Origin of the sequence: Psychromarinibacter sp. S121, from assembly GCF_049801035.1 — a bacterium.
Classification (GTDB): Bacteria; Pseudomonadota; Alphaproteobacteria; order Rhodobacterales; family Rhodobacteraceae; genus Psychromarinibacter.
This window is the reverse complement of record NZ_JBNAGE010000001.1, coordinates 1,219,293-1,235,191: the sequence shown is the minus strand read 5'-3', so window position 1 is coordinate 1,235,191 and position 15,899 is coordinate 1,219,293. Positions and strand designations below refer to the sequence as shown.

At 67.4% G+C, this 15,899-nt stretch carries 17 protein-coding genes; 10 read left to right on the top strand and 7 right to left on the bottom strand.

Annotated features, from left to right (window positions below; all coding sequences use genetic code 11):
* The first annotated feature begins 103 nt into the window (after positions 1–103).
* From ACP156_RS05965 to ACP156_RS05955, 3 genes are all read left to right on the top strand, one after another.
* A complete protein-coding gene (locus tag ACP156_RS05965; protein WP_425050390.1) occupies positions 104–610 on the top strand; it encodes a peptidylprolyl isomerase in 507 nt (168 codons plus the stop codon).
* Positions 603–1,166, top strand: a complete 564-nt coding sequence (locus ACP156_RS05960) for a peptidylprolyl isomerase (RefSeq protein WP_425050389.1) — start codon at positions 603–605, stop codon at positions 1,164–1,166. The genes ACP156_RS05965 and ACP156_RS05960 overlap by 8 nt, the downstream gene beginning before the upstream one ends.
* 213 nt (positions 1,167–1,379) lie before the next feature.
* Positions 1,380–2,267, top strand: coding sequence for a Hint domain-containing protein (locus tag ACP156_RS05955; protein ID WP_425050388.1), 888 nt, complete (start codon positions 1,380–1,382; stop codon positions 2,265–2,267).
* Here the strand turns inward: ACP156_RS05955 and ACP156_RS05950 are convergent.
* The gene (locus ACP156_RS05950; RefSeq protein ID WP_425050387.1) at positions 2,264–2,962 is read right to left on the bottom strand and encodes a hypothetical protein; all 699 of its coding nucleotides are present in this window, start codon (positions 2,960–2,962) and stop codon (positions 2,264–2,266) included. The genes ACP156_RS05955 and ACP156_RS05950 overlap by 4 nt on opposite strands.
* A 195-nt stretch (positions 2,963–3,157) precedes the next feature.
* On the opposite strand from ACP156_RS05950, the gene ACP156_RS05945 reads away from it, so the two are divergent.
* On the top strand, positions 3,158–4,138 hold the full coding sequence (locus ACP156_RS05945; RefSeq protein ID WP_425050386.1) for a DUF3179 domain-containing protein: 981 nt from the start codon (positions 3,158–3,160) through the stop codon (positions 4,136–4,138).
* A 92-nt stretch (positions 4,139–4,230) separates the two neighbouring features.
* On the opposite strand, the gene ACP156_RS05940 is transcribed toward ACP156_RS05945, so the two are convergent.
* Complete coding sequence (locus tag ACP156_RS05940) at positions 4,231–5,838, bottom strand: acyl-CoA dehydrogenase family protein (protein WP_425050385.1); 1,608 nt, start codon at positions 5,836–5,838, stop codon at positions 4,231–4,233.
* Positions 5,839–5,960: 122 nt separating this feature from the next.
* Between ACP156_RS05940 and ACP156_RS05935 the strand changes: the two genes are divergently transcribed.
* From ACP156_RS05935 to ACP156_RS05910, 6 genes are all read left to right on the top strand, one after another.
* The gene (locus ACP156_RS05935) at positions 5,961–6,263 is read left to right on the top strand and encodes an FtsB family cell division protein (protein ID WP_425050384.1); all 303 of its coding nucleotides are present in this window, start codon (positions 5,961–5,963) and stop codon (positions 6,261–6,263) included.
* Positions 6,264–6,449: 186 nt separating this feature from the next.
* On the top strand, positions 6,450–7,466 hold the full coding sequence (gene pdhA, locus ACP156_RS05930) for a pyruvate dehydrogenase (acetyl-transferring) E1 component subunit alpha (RefSeq protein ID WP_425050383.1): 1,017 nt from the start codon (positions 6,450–6,452) through the stop codon (positions 7,464–7,466).
* Positions 7,467–7,499: 33 nt separating this feature from the next.
* Positions 7,500–8,870, top strand: a complete 1,371-nt coding sequence (locus ACP156_RS05925; RefSeq protein ID WP_425050382.1) for a pyruvate dehydrogenase complex E1 component subunit beta — start codon at positions 7,500–7,502, stop codon at positions 8,868–8,870.
* Positions 8,871–8,901: 31 nt separating this feature from the next.
* Positions 8,902–9,144: a hypothetical protein gene (locus ACP156_RS05920; RefSeq protein ID WP_425050381.1), complete on the top strand. Its 243-nt coding sequence runs from the start codon at positions 8,902–8,904 to the stop codon at positions 9,142–9,144.
* 4 nt (positions 9,145–9,148) lie between these two features.
* Positions 9,149–10,465 carry a pyruvate dehydrogenase complex dihydrolipoamide acetyltransferase gene (locus tag ACP156_RS05915; protein WP_425050380.1) on the top strand — a complete coding sequence of 439 codons (1,317 nt, stop codon included), beginning with the start codon at positions 9,149–9,151 and terminating at the stop codon, positions 10,463–10,465.
* Between the two features lie 169 nt (positions 10,466–10,634).
* Complete coding sequence (locus tag ACP156_RS05910; protein WP_425050379.1) at positions 10,635–10,976, top strand: carboxymuconolactone decarboxylase family protein; 342 nt, start codon at positions 10,635–10,637, stop codon at positions 10,974–10,976.
* A gap of 156 nt (positions 10,977–11,132) precedes the next feature.
* On the opposite strand, the gene cysE is transcribed toward ACP156_RS05910, so the two are convergent.
* The 5 genes from cysE to ACP156_RS05885 all read right to left on the bottom strand — a co-directional run bounded on the left by cysE (position 11,133) and on the right by ACP156_RS05885 (position 15,763).
* Entirely contained in the window at positions 11,133–11,954 is an 822-nt protein-coding gene (gene cysE, locus ACP156_RS05905; RefSeq protein ID WP_425050378.1) for a serine O-acetyltransferase, read from the bottom strand.
* A gap of 89 nt (positions 11,955–12,043) precedes the next feature.
* Positions 12,044–12,343 (bottom strand): hypothetical protein, encoded by a 300-nt coding sequence (locus ACP156_RS05900; protein WP_425050377.1) that lies wholly within the window; start codon positions 12,341–12,343, stop codon positions 12,044–12,046.
* A gap of 13 nt (positions 12,344–12,356) precedes the next feature.
* Positions 12,357–13,067, bottom strand: a complete 711-nt coding sequence (locus tag ACP156_RS05895) for a DUF2793 domain-containing protein (protein ID WP_425050376.1) — start codon at positions 13,065–13,067, stop codon at positions 12,357–12,359.
* Positions 13,060–15,405: a phage tail protein gene (locus ACP156_RS05890; RefSeq protein WP_425050375.1), complete on the bottom strand. Its 2,346-nt coding sequence runs from the start codon at positions 15,403–15,405 to the stop codon at positions 13,060–13,062. Before ACP156_RS05890 ends, ACP156_RS05895 begins: the two co-directional genes overlap by 8 nt.
* 34 nt (positions 15,406–15,439) lie before the next feature.
* On the bottom strand, positions 15,440–15,763 hold the full coding sequence (locus ACP156_RS05885; protein WP_425050374.1) for a hypothetical protein: 324 nt from the start codon (positions 15,761–15,763) through the stop codon (positions 15,440–15,442).
* Positions 15,764–15,899 lie beyond the last annotated feature (136 nt).

Sequence of the window (15,899 nt, the reverse complement as noted above, 5' to 3'; positions counted from 1 at the left end):
GCCGATGTAGTGCGCCGCGGTGCGGCGGAAAACAAGACCATTCCCGCTTTTCCTCGGCCCCCGTTGCGCCTAGTTTGCGCGCGAATTGTGAAAGAGGACCGACATGGCCGAAATCAAGGACCCCGAGAACACCATCATCATGACGCTGAAAGGCGGCGACGTGGTGATCGAGCTTCTGACCGACATCGCGCCCGAGCATTGCAAGCGCATGAAGGAACTCGCCCGCGAAGGCGCCTATGACAACGTTGTGTTCCACCGCGTCATCGACGGCTTCATGGCCCAGACCGGCGACGTCGCCAACGGCAACACCGACAAGGACTTCGACCTGCGCCGCGCCGGCACCGGCGGCTCGGACAAGCCGAACCTGCCCGCCGAATTCTCCGGCATCCCGCATGACCGCGGCACGCTGGGCGCCGCCCGGTCGCAGAACCCGAACTCGGCGAACTCGCAGTTCTTCATCAACTTCTCCGACAACCACTTCCTGAACCGCCAGTACACGGTCTATGGCCGCGTGATCTCGGGGATGGAGCATGTCGACGCGATTACCCGGGGCGAGCCCCCCGCGAGCCCCGACAAGATGCTGTCGGTCAAGGTGGCGGCCGATGCGTAAGCTGTTCCTGGCGACCTGCCTGCTGGCCGCCCCGGCCTTCGCGCTGCCCGCCGCCGCCACCGGCCTGCGGATCACCGTCGAGGGCGAGGCCAACGGCGTCATCGAGATCGACCTGCTGGAAGACGTCGCGCCCGAGCACGTGGCGCAGATCACCGCGCTGGCCGAGGAAGGCTTCTACGATGGCGTGGTGTTCCACCGCGTCATCGAAGGCTTCATGGCCCAGACCGGCGACGGCGAGTTCGGCAAGTTCGAGGGCGGCGACATGCGTCGCGCGGGCACCGGCGGCTCGGACCGCCCCGACCTGCCCGCCGAGTTCTCGGACGAGCCCTTCGAGCGCGGCGTCGTGGGCATGGCCCGCACCGCCGACCCGAACTCGGCCAACTCGCAGTTCTTCATCATGTTCGCCCCGGCTCCGCACCTGAACGGGCAGTACACCGTTGTGGGCCGCGTGACCGAAGGGCTTGACGTGCTGGACGCGATCAAGCGCGGCGAGGGCCCGAACGGCGCCGTCATCGGCCAGCCCGACATGATGGCCGACGTCGAAGTGATCGACTGACCTTTGCCCGTCCGCCCTGTCGATGGATGGGGCGGACGGCAGCCTGCAAGCGTTCCCAGATACTTACTGTAGGAAACTTGTAACACCCGCCGGCCGATGGCAGAGCCGGTGGGACAGATACCCGTTTAACTTGTAAAATACGTAACGGACACCCGGACGGTCATGCCCGGCGTGGCGTCCGGCTTCTCGATTTTGCACAGGCAGACAGGTCCGATGGCTGATTACGTCCTTCCCGCAGGCACCCCGATCACTGTGTACGAGGCCGGCGAGTTCCTTCTGCACGCCGACCTTTCCGAACTTTGGCTGTCGGACTACGACGACGGCAGCGCGTACTTCAATACGTCGGAAGTGCTGTTTTCACGGCTCGACGACATAGACTACGCCAATTTCCAGTATCTCGGAACGACCAGCTACGGCGGCAGGATCTATCCGGTGGTCGAAGAAATCTCGGGCGACATGCTTGTTCTGGGCGTTCACCTGCCCGAGACGACCTATCCTGACTACGCGTCGCTGAACCTCGATACCGCGGCGTTCCTCGTCTGCTTCGCCGAAGGCACCGGCATCGCCACGCCCGACGGCGAGCGCGCGGTCGAGGCGCTGAAGATCGGCGATCTGGTCACCACGGCGGACGGCCGCGCGGTCCCGGTCCGCTGGGTCGGGCGGCAGACGATGCACAAGCTGTTCGCGGGCGAGCGCATGGCGCCGGTCCGCATCCGGGCCGGGGCGCTTGGCGGCGGCCTGCCGCATCGCGATCTGGTGCTGACGCCCGAACATGCGCTGATCCTCGACGGGCTGGCGGTCACGGCGGGCGCGCTGGTGAACGGAACGACGATCACCTTCGATCCGCTGGACGCCCTGCCCGACAGCGTGACCTACTACCATATCGAGACAAAGGCCCACGACGCGATCCTTGCCAACGGCGCGGCGGCAGAGACCTTCGTGGACGCCGTCACCCGCCGCCGGTTCGACAACCACGCCGAGTACTTGGCGCTGTACGGCAAGGACCGGACGATTGCCGAGATGCCGCTGCCGCGCGTGGCCTCGGCCCGGCTGGTGCCGACCGCCCTAAGGGCGCGGCTGGGGATCCAGGACGCGGCCTAGCCGCCGCGCAGCCGGGTCCAGAGCGGCGACAGCACATCCGGCACGGGCATGCCCCGCGCCCATGCGACCGCGATGGCGAGACCCAGCAGGATCAGCCCCGCGACCCCCACCACCCGCCATTTCCAGACCGCAAGCGCGGTGGCCGCGATGCCGATGGCGAAGGCCTGCCAGTCCGCCGACCCCGGAATGCGCCCAAGGGCAAGGTCCGTGACAAGCACGAAGACCGCCCCGCCGACCACCAGCTTTGCGGCGGCGCGCCAGACCAGGCCCGCCAGCACACCCGCCACGCCCGCGACCGCGTAGGGGATCCAGCCCTCTGCCTCGGGGTCGTCGTTCGCCGACAGCGCGAGCCACACCAGCGCCGCCACGGCCAGCGCGACGACGAAACTGGCCAGCGTCCAGCCCGGCTGGGCGCGAAGGGGCGGTTCCGGTTCAGGCAGATCGCCCGTGCGGCGCAGCGGCGGCGGCTCGCGCCGGGCATGGGGGTCGCGCCCGCTGCCGCCGCAATAGGCGCAAGGGCCGCGCAGCGGTCCCGTCACGACACCCGCGCCATCGCAGGCCCCGCACGACAGCCCGCCCCGCTCGCCGGTGCCCGCGCAATCGCGGCAGGCCACGCGGTCGCCATCGGCGGTGCCGCTGCCGAAGCAAAAGGGGCAGTCGGTGTCGCCCGCTCGCCTGTCGTCCTGCCTGGCCATCGCGTCCGGCCAATCCCTCTGTACCCCGCCCGCCCGCCGATAAACCGCCGTCGCCCTCGCGGGGTCAAGCCCGCAGCCTGTATCCAGCAGCAGACATGCCGCCGCGCGATGGCGCAGAATTGCGTGGACCTGACCGTGCCCCTGCGTCACCCTGACCCAAGATGCCCCAGAAGACAGCTTCGGACGGAGCCCGCCATGCCTCGACCCTTCCTGCCAGTCGCGCTGGCCGCCCTTCAATCGGCGCTGCTCGCCGCTCCCGCCCCGGCAGAGCCGCCGTTCTGGCGATCCGAGTGGCCGAACACGGATTTCGCCACCACCACCGTCGACAGCTGGACCGAGATCCTGTCCGGCGGACCGCCCCGCGACGGCATCCCCGCGCTGGACGGGCCGGTCTTCGTGCCTGCCGCCGACGGGCCGCCGCTGGGCGACCGCGAGCCGGTGATCGTGCTGGACCTGCCGGGCGTGCCCGCCCGCGCCTACCCGATCCGCTATCTGACGTGGCATGAGATCGTGAACGACACGGTGGCCGATGTGCCCGTGGCGGTGACCTTCTGCCCGCTGTGCAACTCGGCCCTCGTGTTCCACCGGCGCGTCGACGGCCGCGACCTGAGCTTCGGGGTGACCGGCAAGCTGCGGAACTCGGACATGGTGATGTACGACCGCGAGACCGAAAGCTGGTGGCAGCAGGCGCTGGGAGAGGCGATCGTGGGCGAGCTGACCGGCGCCCGCCTGACGCAGCTGCCGTCGTGGATGGAAGGCTGGGCCCAGTTCCGCGCGGCACATCCCGACGGCATGGTGATGGCCGAACCAGACTGGGACCGCCGCTATGGCACCAACCCCTATGCGGGTTACGACAGCCTGGCGAAACCCTTCCTTTACAACGGAGAAATGCCGCCCCACGGCATCCCGCCCCTCGCCCGCGTGGTGCGGGTGGGCGACCGGGCGTGGCCGCTGCCCCGGCTGGCTGAGGCGGGCGAAATCTCTGAGGCGGGCGTGACGATCAGCTGGACCGCCGGACAGGCCTCGGCGCTGGACAACGGCGAGATCGCGAAGGGGCGCGAGGTGGGCAGCATCCGGGTCCGCGACGCCTCGGGCGCGGACGTGCCGCACGATCTGATGTTCGCCTTCGCCTTCCACGCCTTCTATCCCGAGGGCGAATGGATGGTGGCCGAGTAAGGACGGGTAAGGACGGGTAAGGACATGGGGGCTCTGCCCCCGCCGCTGCGCGGCTCCCCCGAGGTACTTGGCAAGAGAAGAAGCCCCGCGGCCTAGTCCGGCAGGATGCGGGCGAGGATCGGGGTGGCGTCGGTTTCCCGGACCGCGCCGGCGATAAGGCCACGGCTGTCGGCAAGACGGGCGGCGATGTAGGGGCCCGCGACCTCTGGCGCGGTGGCGGTCAGCGTGGCGGCGGTCAGAAGCGTGGCGGCGCGTTCGGCGAAAAAGCGCGCCTCGGCCTCGGGCGGCAGGCCGGGCCACGTGGCGCGGAAATCGCGAAGCGCGGCGTCATAGCGGGTGTCTGCGCCCCTTGCGGCGTCGAGCGCGTCGGTCAGCGCCCCTGCCGCTTCCGGATCGCGGGCCAGCGTGCGCAGGATGTCGAGGCAGATGACATTCCCCGAGCCTTCCCAGATCGAGTTCAGCGGCGCCTCGCGGTACAGCAGCGGCAACGGCGTGTCCTCGACATAGCCCACGCCGCCCAGCGTCTCCATCGCCTCGTAGATCATCCCCGGCGCGCGCTTGTTGCCAAGGAACTTGGCCAGCGCCACCGCGATGCGGGCAAAGCCGTCGCCGCCCGTGTCGAACGCCTGCGCCACCCGCAACCCCAGCGCCAGCGTGCCCTCGACATCAAGCGCGAGATCGGCCAGCACCGCCCGCATCAGGGGCTGGTCGATCAGCTTCTTCTGGAACACGGTGCGGTGCCGGCACCAATGCGCCGCCTCGGCCAGCGCCGCGCGCATCAGGCCCGCCGGCGCCATCGCGGTGTCGAGCCGCGTGTGATGCACCATGCGGATGATCCTGCGCACGCCCTGCCCCTCGTCGCCGATCATGTAGGCCAGCGCGCCGTGATACTCGATCTCGGACGACGCGTTGGCGCGGTTGCCGAGCTTGTCCTTCAACCGCTGTATCTGGACCCGGTTGCGCTCGCCCTCCAGCCAGCGCGGAACGAGGAAGCAGGACAATCCGCCCTCGGTCTGCGCCAGCGTCAGAAAGCCGTCGGACATCGGCGCCGAGCAGAACCACTTGTGCCCCGTCAGCCGCCATGCGTCGCCGTCCGGCGTGGCGCGGGTGGTGTTGGCGCGCACGTCGGACCCGCCCTGCTTCTCGGTCATCGCCATGCCCATCGTCGCGGCGCGTTTCCCGGCCACCGGGGCAACCGACGGGTCATAGGCGCGTGCTGTCAGCTTCGGCAGCCACGCATCGGCCAGCGGCGAGCCCGCCAGCGCCGGGACGGCGGCATAGGTCATCGTCAGCGGGCAGCAGGTGCCCGGCTCGACCTGGCTTTGCAGGTAGACCATAGCGGCATGCGTCACGTGGCCGCCCGGGCGCGGCTCCCACGCGACGGCGCTGTACCCGGCCTTTGCTCCGACGGTCATCAGCTGGTGATAGGCGGGGTGGAACGCGACCTCGTCCAGCCGCCGCCCGCCCCGGTCGAACAGGCGCAGCTCGGGCGGATGGCGGTTCGCTTCGCGCCCTGCCTCGATCATCGCGGGGTCCGACAGGACGCCCGCGAAGTCCTTCAGCGTATCCGCCTGCCCGCCTGCCGCCGCCACCGCCTGCCGCAGCGGCAGGTCGTCCTCCCACAGCGCGGGAACGCGCGCCGGCGGCTGGTTCTCGACCACGTGGGTGGCCAGTTCGGACCTCGGGGCTGAACGGGACATGCGGCATCCTCCTCACGCACGCGATCACAAAGCAGCTTGCCCGTCATTATAGGGATTCACAAAGGCTTATCGGTATGCGATTGTCATCACCAACGTCCGAAAGAGACGATACGAGGCAGTTAATGGGCAGACCCCGCAAGGCACCGGCATTCGGCGTGATCGCGTTCTTCGCGGTCGTCTTCACGCTGGGCAGCTACTTCACCTTCGCCAGCGTGCAGGGCGACTATGGCCTGTTCCGCCGCATCCAGATCGAGGCGGAAGCCAATCTGCTGCAAAAAGAGGTCGACGCGCTGGAGATCGAAGTTGCCGAACTGCGCAACAAGACCCGCCGCCTGTCCGACGAGTACCTTGACCTCGACCTGCTGGACGAGCGCGCGCGCGAGGTTCTGGGCCTTGTGCGCAACGACGAAGTCATCGTCCACTGACCCCCGCGCCGCAGGGCGCATCCCGATATTTTCGTTGAAATCCTCAGTCTGCGGTGCAGTTATGCCTGTTGCGCATAGCAGCCCGGCAGGCCGTCACGGAAATTTACGGTCGCAATGCCGGCGGCTCTGCGTTATGGGATTGTTTAACGCTAAACTATTGCCGCGAGAGAGGGAGGAGACGCCGACATGGCCACCCGCAGTCGTGCGAAGAAGAACAGCGCCTCGATGGAAGAGCTGTTGAACTACTACCGGGAAATGCTTCAGATCCGACGCTTCGAAGAGAAAGCGGGCCAGTTGTATGGCATGGGTCTGATCGGCGGTTTCTGCCACCTCTACATCGGACAGGAAGCCGTGGTCGTGGGCCTCGAGGCCACGTCCAAGGAAGGCGACCAGCGCATCACCACCTACCGCGACCACGGCCACATGCTGGCCTGCGGCATGGACCCCAAGGGCGTGATGGCCGAGCTCACGGGCCGCGAAGGCGGGTACTCGAAGGGCAAGGGCGGCTCGATGCACATGTTCTCGAAAGAGAAGGAATTCTACGGCGGCCACGGCATCGTGGGCGCCAACGTGCCGCTGGGCGCGGGCCTTGCCTTCGCCAACAAGTACAACGGCAACGACAACGTCTGCTACACCTACTTCGGGGACGGCGCCGCCAACCAGGGCCAGGTCTACGAGGCCTTCAACATGGCCGCGCTGTGGAAGCTTCCGGTGATCTTCGTCATCGAGAACAACCAGTACGCCATGGGCACGTCGCAGAAACGGTCGACCTCGACCCCCGCGATCTACACCCGCGGCGAGGCGTTCGGCATTCCCGGCGAGGAAGTCGACGGCATGGACGTCCTTGCGGTCAAGGCCGCTGGCGAGAAGGCGGTGGCGCACTGCCGCAAGGGGGACGGCCCCTACATCCTCGAGGTGAAGACCTACCGTTACCGCGGCCACTCGATGTCGGACCCGGCCAAGTACCGGACCCGCGAGGAAGTGCAGAAAATGCGCGAGGAACGCGACCCCATCGAGGCGGTGCGCAAGCTGATCCTCGACGGCAACTATGCAAGCGAGGACGATCTCAAGGCGATCGACAAGGAGATCAAAGAGATCATCAACGACTCTGCCGACTTCGCGAAGGAAAGCCCGGAACCGGCGCTCGAAGAGCTGTGGACGGATGTCTACGCCGAAGAACTGCCGCAGGACGACGCGGCCTGAGGCCGGCGCGCAAGGACTTTAGGGAGGCCACGAATGGCAACTGAAATTCTCATGCCGGCGCTCAGCCCCACGATGGAAGAGGGCACGCTGGCGAAATGGATGGTCAAGGAAGGCGACACCGTGTCGTCCGGCGACATCCTTGCCGAGATCGAGACCGACAAGGCGACGATGGAATTCGAAGCCGTCGATGAGGGTGTGATCGGCAAGATCCTGATCGCCGAGGGCACCGAGGGCGTGAAGGTCAACACCCTCATCGCCATCATCGGCGAAGAGGGCGAGGACATGAGCGCGGCGGAAATGTCGGCTCCGGCAGAAAGCTCTTCCGAAAGCGAAGAGACGGCCGACGCCCCTGCCCCCGCACAGGCGAAATCGCCGGTGCAGGTGAAGGTTCCCGAGGAAAAGGACATCCCCGCCGGGACCGAGATGAAGTCGACCACGGTCCGCGAAGCCCTGCGCGACGCGATGGCCGAGGAAATGCGCCGCGACGACAGCGTTTTCGTCATGGGCGAGGAAGTCGCCGAGTACCAGGGCGCCTACAAGGTGACGCAAGGCCTGCTGGACGAGTTCTCGGACCGCCGCGTGATCGACACGCCGATCACCGAGCATGGCTTCGCCGGTCTTGGCGTCGGCGCGGCCTTTGCCGGCCTGCGCCCCATCGTCGAGTTCATGACCTTCAACTTCGCGATGCAGGCGATCGACCAGATCATCAACTCGGCGGCCAAGACGCTGTACATGTCCGGCGGCCAGATGGGCTGTCCGATCGTGTTCCGCGGCCCGAACGGCGCCGCCGCCCGCGTGGCCGCCCAGCACAGCCAGGACTACGCCGCGTGGTACGCGCACATCCCCGGCATGAAGGTGGTGCAGCCCTACTCTGCCGCCGACGCCAAGGGCTTGCTGAAATCCGCGATCCGCGATCCGAACCCGGTCGTGTTCCTCGAGAACGAGATCCTCTACGGCCGCTCTTTCGACGTTCCGGCGCTGGACGATTACACCGTCCCGCTTGGCAAGGCGAAGATCTGGCGCGAGGGCGATGACGTGACCATCGTGTCCTTCGGCATCGGCATGACCTACGCGCTGGAAGCGGCGGACGAGCTGGCGAAGGAAGGCATCTCGGCCGAGGTGATCGACCTGCGCACGATCCGTCCGATGGACACCGAGACGGTGGTGAAGTCGATCATGAAGACCAACCGCTGCGTCACGGTCGAGGAAGGCTTCCCGGTCTGTTCGATCGGCAACTACCTGTCGGCGACGATCATGCAGGAAGCGTTCGACTACCTCGACGCCCCGGTGATCAACTGCACCGGCAAGGACGTTCCGATGCCCTACGCCGCGAACCTCGAAAAGCTCGCCCTGACCTCCACCAAGGAAGTCATGGACGCGGTCAAGGCGGTCACCTACCGCTGAGGATGACGCAGTGGAGGTCCACGGCATAGACATGGAACAGGGCGCCTACCGCATCAGCTTCCAGGACGGAGACCGCACCATCCGCGGTCTCGTCCCCGAAACGTTGGTGACGGACTGGCTTCTGAAATCCGCAGGGCCCCGGCCCGAGCATCAGGATGTCTATACGTGGATCGCGCTGCACCGCACCAAGATCGAGAAAGCCCTGACCAAAATGTCCCGTGGCGACACGCGGATCCGCGCGCCGTTCGACCGGCTGTCGCTCGTGGAGGAGTAAAGAGATGCCGACTGAAATTCTGATGCCCGCCCTGTCTCCGACGATGGAGGAAGGCACGCTGGCGAAATGGCTGGTCAAGGAAGGCGACACCGTTTCGTCGGGCGACCTGCTGGCCGAGATCGAGACCGACAAGGCGACGATGGAATTCGAGGCCGTCGACGAAGGCGTCGTCGGCAAGATCCTGATCGACGAGGGCACCGAGGGCGTGAAGGTGAACACACCGATCGCCGTGCTGCTGGGCGAAGGCGAAAGCGCCGACGACATCGGCAAGGCCTCTGTCGCACCCGCCGCCGCTGCACCGGAAAGCGCCGAGGCCGCTCCGGCGCCCAAGGAAGCACATGCCGCCCCCGAGAAAGGCAGCGCCGCCCCCGCCGCGCCCGAAGCCTCTGACGGCAGCCGCATCTTCGCCTCGCCGCTGGCGCGCCGGATCGCCAAGGACAAGGGCATCGACCTGACCCAGCTCAAGGGCTCCGGCCCCAAGGGCCGCATCGTGAAGGCCGACGTCGAGAACGCCCAGCCCACCGCGCAGAAGGCCACCGACAAACCCGCCGCATCGGCTCCGGCCGCCGCCGCTGCCGCCGCGCCTGCAGGCCCCGGCTACGAGCAGGTGGTGAAGATGTACGAGGGGCGCGACTTCGAAGAGGTCAAGCTCGACGGCATGCGCAAGACGGTCGCCAGCCGCCTCACCGAGGCCAAGCAGACGATCCCGCACTTCTACCTGCGCCGCGACATCCAACTGGACGACCTGCTGAAGTTCCGCTCGACGCTGAACAAGCAACTGGAAGCCAAGGGCGTGAAGCTGTCGGTCAACGACTTCATCATCAAGGCCTGCGCCAACGCGCTTCAGGAAATCCCGGCGGCCAACGCCGTCTGGGCCGGCGACCGGGTCATCAAGCTGACGCCCTCGGACGTGGCCGTAGCCGTGGCCATCGACGGCGGCCTGTTCACGCCGGTCATCAAGGACGCGCACCAGAAGACCCTGTCGGCCCTGTCCGCCGAGATGAAGGATCTCGCCGGCCGCGCCCGCGACCGCAAGCTGGCGCCGCATGAATATGTGGGCGGCTCCTTCGCGATCTCGAACCTCGGCATGTACGGCATCGACAACTTCGACGCCGTCATCAACCCGCCCCACGGCGCGATCCTCGCGGTCGGCGCGGGCGTGAAGAAGCCGGTGGTGAAGGACGATGGCGAGCTTGGCGTGGCGACGGTGATGTCGGTGACGCTCTCGGTCGACCACCGGGTCATCGACGGCGCGCTTGGCGCCGAACTGCTGACCGCGATCAAGAACAACCTCGAAAACCCGGTGGCGATGCTGGCCTAAACCGCCAATCGCTCTGATCGAAAAGTACGGCCTGCCATCCGGCGGGCCGTTTCTTTTTGGAATGCACCAACGCCATCCCCACCCATCCGAAAAGCTTGATCCACCTCAAGGCACCTCCACGAGACCGGCGCTAGACCCGTCACATCCCATTCAACGCATGGAATGTCTCATGGACTGGAAACACCACCTCGACGAAACGAGCGCCAACCTCGCCGACTACCGTAAGACCCACGAAGCCGCCGGACGCGGGTTCACCGCGATGCACCGTGGCGCGATGGGCGAAGGAAGCCTGACCCTGCGCGAGAAGGAACTCATCGCGCTCGCCATCGGCATTGCACAGCGCTGCGTCGACTGCATCGGCTTCCACGTTCAGGCCGCCGCAAAGGCAGGTGCAACGCGGGACGACGTTGCCGACGTGATCGGCGTTGCTACCCTGATGGGCGGCGGCCCGGCTTACATGTACGGCGTGAAAGCGCTGGAAGCCTACGACCAGCTTATCGGCGAGCCATAGCCCGAGACGGATAAAACCTCACTCCCCGGCCCCAAGCGTAGGATGGGGTTCCACCCCATCCCCATCGAACCCAAAAACCGTAGGATGGGGTTCCACCCCATCCCCACCTGGCCCGATAAACGTAGGATGGGGTTCCACCCCATCCCCGCCGAACCCTCACATCCCAAGCAACTGATTGCCGCTCAACAGGTGATCCATCGACACCGACGGCTGATCGCATCCGGCATCGCCGACGATCTTCGCCGGAACCCCGGCCACGGTCTTTTTCGGCGGAACGTCCTGCAACACCACGGAACCGGCCGCGACCTTGCTGCACCGGCCCACGGTGATGTTGCCCAGAACCTTCGCGCCCGCCCCGATCAGCACGCCGTTCTCGATGGTCGGATGGCGCTGCTGTTCTTCCTTGCCGGTGCCGCCCAGCGTCACCGAGTGCAGCATCGACACGTTGTCGCCCACCGTCGCGGTCTCGCCGATGACGATGGAATGCGCGTGGTCGATCATGATGCCCTTGCCGACCGTCGCGGCGGGATGGATGTCAACGCCAAAGACCTCGCTCACCCGCATCTGGATGAAATAGGCCATGTCATAGCGGCCTTCCTGCCAAAGCCAGTGCGCGACGCGATAGGACTGCACCGCCTGAAAGCCCTTGAAGTACAAAAGCGCCTGCATGAACCGGTGGCACGCCGGGTCACGCTCGAACACGGCAACCAGATCGGCCCGCGCGGCGACGCCCAGCGACGGGTCGGACGCATGCGCCTCGTCCGCGATCTCGCGCAGGATCTGCTCTGACATCTCACCCGACGCCAGCTTCAGCGACACGCGGTAAGCCAGCGCCCGCTCCAGCGAGGCGTGATGCAGGATCGACGAATGCACGAGCCCGCCCAGAAGCGGTTCATCCACCACGGCCTGCTCTGCCTCGGCCCGGATACGGGTCCAGACCGGGTCGAGTTCGGCGACTGCCTTGCGGGTTTCGGCCATGGGATATCCTTCCGTCTCGTGCCGGTGTTCTACACTAGATAGGGAGCCGGAACCAAACGCAAACCCGTGATGCTGTCAATTCCAACTTCTTATGTCGGAACCACCTTCAAGCCGGCGTCCTCCCGCCGCTCGGCCAGCCTGACCAGAACCTGCGCCAGACAGCGGCAGTAGTCGGGGTCGCCCAGCCCCGGCTCCGGCCCCGGATCGCGCGCCAGCGCCGCCGCCATCAGCGTGCCGTCTCCCCAGCACGGATGCTGCCGCCCGTGCCTTTGCCGATAGGCGGCCGCCCATGTCGCAGAGCGGATCAGCCGTTCCAGCACCTCTTCCCGTGCGCCCTCGGGAACCCCGCGCAACACCCGGGCCGCCGCCGTCACGTCTGCGTGCAGCATCGGCAGCACCGGCCTAGACCTCCGGCGGCGAGGCGGTGAAGTAATGCACCGCCACCCGCAACGCGCCGCCCGAGAAATCGCCCCCGTTCGCGGTCAGCTCCAACGGCGTTGCGGCATAATAGGTCACCGGCTGCCCGGTGATGCCCGACACCCACGACCCCTGCGCCAGCCCCAGCCCGCTGCCATAACGGTTGGAGGCCCCCGACACGCCGAAGTCCCAGTTGCTCAGCGTTCCGGTGAACGCGGTCTTTACCCGTGCCGTCACCGCGAAGACCATCGCGTATTGCGGGATCACCCCGGCGGTCACGGAACTTGCTCCCGCCGCCAGCACATGATCGAACTCCAGAACGTTCAGCGCCGACACCGCCCGGTTGGCCGAGGCCGCGACACCGCCGTTGACCCAGCCCGCCCCGTCGTGCAGCACCGCCGCATGGCGGTCCACCGCCCAACCCCGCCATCCGGTCTGGGGCTGCACGTACACCCAGCCCCCATTCGACCAGATCGCGATCTCGCCCGCGTGGCCGTCCCACGCGTTGACCGCCCCCAAAGGCACGCCCCAGCTTTCTCCATCCTCGCCCGAAACAGGCGGCACGGAGGTGTCCACCGACTGCAACGTCAGATGTGTCAGCCCGTCCAATCGCACCAGCGCCTCGTTCACCGTGACATGCTTCTGCGCCTGCGCGGGCTGCAGAAGCGGCAAGGCAAGCTGCAAGGTCTCATCCATCGATCACGATCCTCCTGAAGGGCCCCGGCCCGAATTGCGCAGACACCTGCGCCACCTCGATCTCGTAACTTCCGGCAACACCGTCCCCGGCCCGCGCGGCGGCGCTGTAGGTCCATGACGGCGCGACGGTCGAAACCTCCCGCAGGATGCCGCCGCCCTGCCGCACGCGTACGGCGTAAGCCTCGCTCTCTTCCGCCAGCGGCACCTCGGCCGATTGCCAGCTGTCTCCGTCGATCCGCGTGCGCCGCACCCATGTCAGCACGTCGTCGCCACCGGAGCGCACCCACCGCAAATGCACCGGCGCATAGGGCCGTAACCCGATCCCGTCGAACGCCTCGACCAGATGCACGAAAGACGGGTCGTCATACCCCCGCTGCGCGGGCCCGATGCGATAGTGGCGCGCCAGACCCCGGTTCGACAACGCGAGGTCGATCTGCCGGGGCGTCCCGTCAAGCAGCACGAAACTGCTTCCCGCCGGCCAGACCTCCGGCACGATCCCGTCCGTCCCCGCCTGCCCGCGCAGCCGCAACCCGATCTCCCATGTCCGCGTGTCCACCAGCGTCGCATCGGCGAACTGGAACACCTCCCAGTTGCCCGACGATCCATCCCCGATCGCCGCCGCGTTCGCGCCGTTCAGCATCTCGGTCACACTGGCCGAGGACAACGCCCCCTTCACCAGCCGCACCCGCAGTTTCGCCCCGCGGTTCAGCATCCCTGGCGCCGCCGCGGCCAAGGCGGTCTGCGTCTCGCCGATCACCGAAGCCGAGGCAAGCGAAAGGTTCAGCCCATAGCCCTCGTCCGACGCCGAGTCATACACCGCCACCGTCCCCGGCCACGGACGCGCCGTCGCCGCCACGTGGGGCGCATGAGGCACCTCGTCCCCCCGCAACAGCGGCAGGTCCAGAAACAGCGGATAGACCGGCACCGGCGCCGCGAATGGCCGGGGCCGCGCCACCTCTTCGACCGCATCGGACGGAGCGTACAACTCCGGTTCCACCCGAACGGCTTCAAGGATCTGGTACTCGGCCATCTCCACCCGGTCGACGCGATAGCCCGCGCCCGACGGCAGCCGCACCACGTCACCCGCGCCCACCGCCAGCCGCGACGGCGGCAACGAGAACTTCGCGGTGTCCCGCGCCACCCGCGCCTCGGCCAGCCACCGCTCTGCGATCCCCCGCGCCTCTGTCGCGGTCAGCACCAGCGGCAATTCCGATCCGGCCACGCCCTGCGTCGCCTCGTCCGGGAACACGGCCTCTGCCGCCCGCGTCTCGTAATCCGCGTTGCTCTCGACATAGCTCAACCGCAACCGCCCGGCTGTTTCGGCGCCCGGCGCGCGCAACATAACGATGTCCGCTTCGGCTTCCGGCGACACCGCCAGCCCGTCCGCCGCAACCTCGGCAGAGACCACACCGTCGCGGCTGCGGAACGCCAACACACCCTGCCGCTCCACCGCGTCGAACCCGTAGGCCAGCATCAGCGTCTGCAACTCCGCCCGCCCGGTGTCGGCGCTCGTCGCCATGTAGCCGCGCAGCAGCCCCCACAGCCCCGACACGTCGTATTCCGCAACACCGGCCCGTCCGCAGACCTCGGCCACCACGCCCGCCAACGACCGCGAGCCGCCGCGTCCGTTCATCCAGTGCCCGCGCCCATAGTTGTCGCCGTCGCTCCACACCTCTGTCAGGCCGGGAAAATGCGGATAGGGCCGCGCGTCCCACGCCCAGACATGCGCCCGCGCCATATCCACCATCGGGCCGTCATAGAGACTGGAATCGGGGTTGTTCGCGCTTGAAGCGTAAAATGAAGTAACCGCCCGAAGATATTGCATTTGCAGGAAATCATCCCGCCTTCCGGTCGAGAAATACGGCAGCTGGCTTTCCGAAGATTTCGGGTCCAGGAACTTGTTTGGCTGGTTCGTTCCCTTGTCGATCGCGGCGCAGCCGTACTCGTCGACCCAGGCGGCGTCGAACTGCGGTCCCCGCAGCCCCTCGGGTTCGTGCGCCGAGAACACCTGCGCCACCGCGCCGTTCGGCCAGACCAGCCGCCGCCGCGTCGCCTGCCACTCGGGGCGGCGGTCGGGCGGCGAGCAGGCAAGGATGCCGCTGTCGCCGAACACCATCACCTCGCGAACCTGGTCGATGGTCTCGCCCACCAACGCCACGCGCGCCGACCGGCCCGCGTCCAGCGGCAAGGCGCCCTCGACCTCCGAGCGGACCCACTCCGCCCCGGCCCGCGTCTTGCCCGCGCCGCGCCCGCCCATGATCACCCATGTCCGCCAGTCCCCTTCGGGCGGCAACTGATGCGGCAGCGCCCAGAACTCGAACAGGTAGGGCAGCGCCAACAGCGCACCCTCGCTCAGGTCCGACAGAAAGGCTTCAGCCGTCTCCGGCGGCTCGGAGACGAGCCAGGCGGCGCCCGATCTCGTCCCGTGCGGCATCGAAGTCGATCGCATAGTCGTGGACGACCCCGACGGTTCGTTTCTGCTGCTCGTAAACACGGTTCTTCTCCGTCAACAACTGCCGCGCCGCCGCCGAGGCGTTGGCCGCGACCTTCGGCATGTCCGGCAGCGAGTCCAACTCCTGCCGGCGTATCTTCTCCGTGACCTCCGCCACCGCGCGGAGCGCCTCCATCAGTTGCCGTTCGGCCAGATCGACGCATTCGTCGGCCCGCCCGCCGTCCGTCACCTTGATCAATGTCATGAGTTGCCCGCCCCCTCCGAGGCTCGCCCCGTCCGAGGCTCGCAGTCGGACATGAAAAAGCGGCCCCCGGGATCACCCCGTGGCCGCTTGCCCATCTCTTCCAGCTTGCCCGTTACCTACCCGACGACCGCCCGCA